Here is a 3,910-nt window from a genome sequence, read left to right as displayed (position 1 = left end):
CACTGATTGCCTTTCTTGGTCTGATGCATCTGCGGATCGCGTTGCTGCTCTTTGTTCTTGGTCGAGCTGGGTGCCTCAATGATGGTGGCATCGACCAAGGTGCCTTGAGTCATCATGACGCCTGCTTCGGCCAGCCAGCGATTGATAGTCTTGAACAATTGGCGGGCCAGTTGATGCTGCTCCAGCAGGTGGCGGAAATTCATGATGGTGGTGCGGTCCGGCAAGGCGCTATCCAGGGATAACCGGGCAAACAGACGGATGGAGGCGATTTCGTACAGAGCATCTTCCATCGCGCCATCGCTCAGGTTGTACCAATGCTGCATGCAGTGAATGCGTAGCATGGTTTCCAGCGGATAAGGTCGCCGGCCACTACCAGCCTTGGGGTAAAACGGCTCGATGACTTCCACCATGTTTTGCCATGGCAGAATCTGCTCCATGCGGGACAAGAAAATCTCTTTTCTGGTCTGACGGCGCTTACTGCTGAATTCACTGTCAGCGAAGGTAAGTTGATGACTCATGATGAACCCTGTTCCATGGCTCCAGATGACAAACATGATCTCATATCAGGGACTTGTTCACACCTTCCCTTGATGAGGTCTGTTGCATAGGTGCGACAATCTGCTCTCGTCACGGGGTGGGCGAGGGGGGGGGCTGTGAGATAACAACCCGCCCGATCTGTGCTCCGAACAGGCTGGATACGGTTACCGAGGTGCAATGCGCTGCGCTTGGTGCACCCTACGCCTGTTAACCGGCGTCGGTGCCGCGGGTTGGGTGTTGCCCCCTGTTGTTCGCTGAGGTGAGCCCGTTTGTCCAGGCCGCGAGGCAGGACGCCGAGCGAGCGCCGCTGGGCCAGGGAAGGCCCATCGGCGCGTGCCGTGGGACAAACGGGTGAACCGAGGGAACCCGACGCAGGAGGGCGAACAAGCGGGGGAGAAGACCTTTGGTGACTTTGGGTCTTTCCAAAGTCACTCGCCCAGCCGCGCAGCGGTAGCGAAACCCCGTCGAGGACGGAGTCCTCGCGTCCTGCGCGGCGAAGCCGTGCCATTGAGGCGTGGGGCGGCATTCGCCAGGCAATGACGTTACCCACCCCTCACCCTGACCCTCTCCCCCAAGGGGAGAGGGGAGCAAACCGAAGTCGCTGAGGCTGGCGGGCGAAATTCCGTCGAGGGCAGCGCCCTCGCGTCCTGCATGGCGAAGCCATGCCATTCACACGTGGTACGACATTGCACCAGGCAATGACGTTACCGACCCCTCACCCTAGCCCTCTCCCGCAAGGGGAGAGGGGACAAAGCCGAAACCCCATAGAGGACGGAGTCCTCGCGTCCTGCGCGGCGAAGCCGTGCCATTGAGGCGTGGGGCAGCATTCGCCAGGCAATGCCGTTACCCACCCCTCACCCTGACCCTCTCCCCCAAGGGAAGAGGGGATCAAACCGAAGTCGCCGAGGCTGGCGGGCGGAACCCTGTCGAGGACGGAGTCCTCGCGTCCTGCGCGGCGAAGCCGTGCCATTCAGGCGTGGGGCGGCATTGCATCAGGCAATGCCGTTACCCACCCCTCACCCTAACCCTCTCCCCCAAGGGGAGAGGGGATCAAGCCGAAGTCTCCGAGGTTGGCGGGCGAAACCCCGTCGAGGGCCGCGTCCTCGTGTCCTGCACGGCGAAGCCGTGCCATTGAGGCGTGGGGCGGCATTCGCCATGCAATGATGTTACCGACCCCTCACCCTGACCCTCTCCCTCAAGGGGAGAGGGGATGGTGACCGTGGGCGAATACGCGGCGGGAATCGACCCGGCACCCAGGGGCGAGGGCAGAGTTGTGCCCCTGTGTTTCGCATGGCGACGCCGCTTGGGGGCCGGTTATGCCAAAATGTGAACAAATCGATCTTTCCCCCGGTCAATCGCGGTCTGCCGCTTGTCGGGCCCGCCCCGAGTTGGCTAAGGTAGTCGCCCATCAGATGCACGCAGTAGTGGAGGTAGGCATGGATAAAATTTTGCTGGCGCTCTCGGAGCAGATGATAAACGCGCGGGATCTGGAGAGCCTGACCCGCCCCTTGCTGGAGATGCTGGCGTCGGTGACCGGGCTGGAGTCGACCTATCTCACCGAGATTGACCTCGGGCAAAGCACCCAGCATGTCCGTTATGCCCGCAATGTGGCCGGGCTGCAGATCCCCGAGGGGATGACGGTGGAGTGGAGCGATACCCTGTGTCGCCGTGCCATCGACGAAGAGATTGGTTACACCGATGACGTCGCCGCTCTGTGGGGGGACTCCCAGGCGGCCAGCGAGCTCGGCATTCGCTCCTATCTGAGCAGCCCGGTTCGCACCTCGACCGGCTCCCTCTATGGCACCCTGTGCGGTGCCAGTACCGAACAAAAACCCGCGGTGGCGGGGGCGCAGCAGCTCATCGCCTTCTTCGCGCACTTGATTGCCGAACAGGTGGAGCGGGAGCAACTGCTGCGGCAATTGCAGCAGGCCAACGACGAGCTCTCGCGCTTGGCCCTCTCCGATCCCCTCACCGGGCTCCCCAACCGCCGCGCCCTGATGCTCGAACTCACCCGCTTGTTCTCCCTGTCGGAGAGGGCGGGGCATCCGGTGCTCATCGCCTTTGTGGATCTCGATGGCTTCAAGGCCATCAACGACGAGTATGGCCACGAGGCGGGGGACAGGCTGCTCACCGCCATGGCGCGGCAACTGGGGGAGACCCTGCGTGGCGGCGATCTGCTGGCCCGTTTTGGGGGGGACGAGTTCGTGGCCGTGGGCATGGGGCCTTTCCCGGCCTCCGACACGCTGGATGGGGCGGTGTCAGCGTTTCGCCAGCGCCTGTTCGAGCACAGCGTGCTGTCACTGCCGGTGGGGGACAAGGTGATCCACTATCCCGGTGCCAGCGTGGGGGCGGTGGCCGTGATGCCGGCCGAGGTCAGCGTCGAGGAGGCGCTGAACCGGGCGATGCGAGCATGTATGCGGTCAAGCGCCAGCGCCGGGCCGCAGGGGAGGGCGGGAACCCGCCTCCTTCCAGTCAGGTGTCTGCCCCGCGATAGGAGCGGGGCGGGTTGAGAGGGCACAGGGTGGCGCGTCCACCCGGGTGCCAGTCTGTTTTCCCTTTTATCAGTTCGGAGCCCATACCATGGTTCATCTTCTTGTCCGCCGTGTGCGCGCCCTGGCCGGGCGGGCGGCCACCCTGGTGGCCGGACTCTGCGAGTTTCAGCAGCGCATCTGGGTGGTCAGCATCGTCAAGGAGTCCTACACAGATACCTTCGTGGTCAACGAAGGGGGCTTCGAGGAGCCCTTGCAATGGATGCGTCGCAAGGGCTACAGCGCCGAGATGCTGGCCAGGGTGGAAGCCATGGCCCGATCCCAGGTGCTCCAGCTCGAGTGCGCCGGGCAGCATCACCGTCTGATGCGGGTGAAATAGGGGCGAAGCCGCCCCCGGATGGCCTGCGCGGCACCGCCGCCCGGGCATTGACCACATATCCTGCCGCCCTCTTCGTGTCAGACGTGGCAAATGGGTCGCCAGTTATGATTTTTACGTGGTTCTCTCCGGTTTCAGACCGCCGGAGTAGACGCAAATAGCGGAGTTGTAGCTGTTGAAGGTGACCGCGTAGTTGAAATCGCAGAAATAGGCCGGGTGCTTGGTGGCGACAATGTCCCCCGCCTTGCATTTGTCCTGCATCCCCTCCACCAGGGTGTCGTTGTTTGACCCGAGACAGGCCTTGCCGGTGGTCTTGTCACCGCCGCAGGCCATCAGAAGGGCGCAGACCGAGAGACTCATCAACCATCTTAAATGCGAAAGGGGACTCCCTCCGACGTAGGTGGGAGGGGAATTTCGCCGGGGCGTCAGCCCCGCTGGTTTTGAATGTATTGCTTGATCACCTCCAACGGTGCTCCGCCGCAAGAGCCCGCAAAGTAAGAGCGTGACC

At 62.8% G+C, this 3,910-nt stretch carries 3 protein-coding genes and 2 pseudogenes; 2 read left to right on the top strand and 3 right to left on the bottom strand.

Features of this window, described 5'->3' with window-relative positions:
- Nucleotides 1-518, bottom strand: a pseudogene (locus MUW49_RS18305) (IS5-like element IS5B family transposase); the annotation flags it as partial.
- Nucleotides 519-1,973: 1,455 nt separating this feature from the next.
- Here MUW49_RS18305 and MUW49_RS18300 point away from each other — a divergent pair.
- Together MUW49_RS18300 and MUW49_RS18295 are read left to right on the top strand one after the other, a co-directional pair.
- Nucleotides 1,974-3,031: pseudogene (locus MUW49_RS18300) on the top strand (sensor domain-containing diguanylate cyclase).
- 86 nt (nucleotides 3,032-3,117) lie between these two features.
- On the top strand, nucleotides 3,118-3,405 hold the full coding sequence (locus tag MUW49_RS18295) for a hypothetical protein (protein WP_042864058.1): 288 nt from the start codon (nucleotides 3,118-3,120) through the stop codon (nucleotides 3,403-3,405).
- Nucleotides 3,406-3,516: 111 nt separating this feature from the next.
- Here the strand turns inward: MUW49_RS18295 and MUW49_RS18290 are convergent, their stop codons facing one another.
- Together MUW49_RS18290 and MUW49_RS18285 are read right to left on the bottom strand one after the other, a co-directional pair.
- Nucleotides 3,517-3,762: a hypothetical protein gene (locus MUW49_RS18290; protein WP_198497572.1), complete on the bottom strand. Its 246-nt coding sequence runs from the start codon at nucleotides 3,760-3,762 to the stop codon at nucleotides 3,517-3,519.
- 65 nt (nucleotides 3,763-3,827) lie between these two features.
- Nucleotides 3,828-3,910 (bottom strand): transposase (locus MUW49_RS18285; RefSeq protein ID WP_202904331.1); only part of this gene is annotated, 83 nt, incomplete at its 5' end.

Source organism: Aeromonas sp. LsrichE-8G, from assembly GCF_022869435.1.
GTDB lineage: Bacteria > Pseudomonadota > Gammaproteobacteria > Enterobacterales > Aeromonadaceae > Aeromonas > Aeromonas caviae.
The sequence above is the reverse complement of the archived record's forward strand: the minus strand, read 5'-3'. Positions and strand labels throughout refer to the sequence as shown.

Excerpts from the sequence above, each read along its gene's own strand:
- MUW49_RS18290 (WP_198497572.1), bottom strand. The coding sequence starts at position 3,762 with ATGAGTCTCTCGGTCTGCGCCCTTCTGATGGCCTGCGGCGGTGACAAG.
- MUW49_RS18295 (WP_042864058.1), top strand. The coding sequence starts at position 3,118 with ATGGTTCATCTTCTTGTCCGCCGTGTGCGCGCCCTGGCCGGGCGGGCG.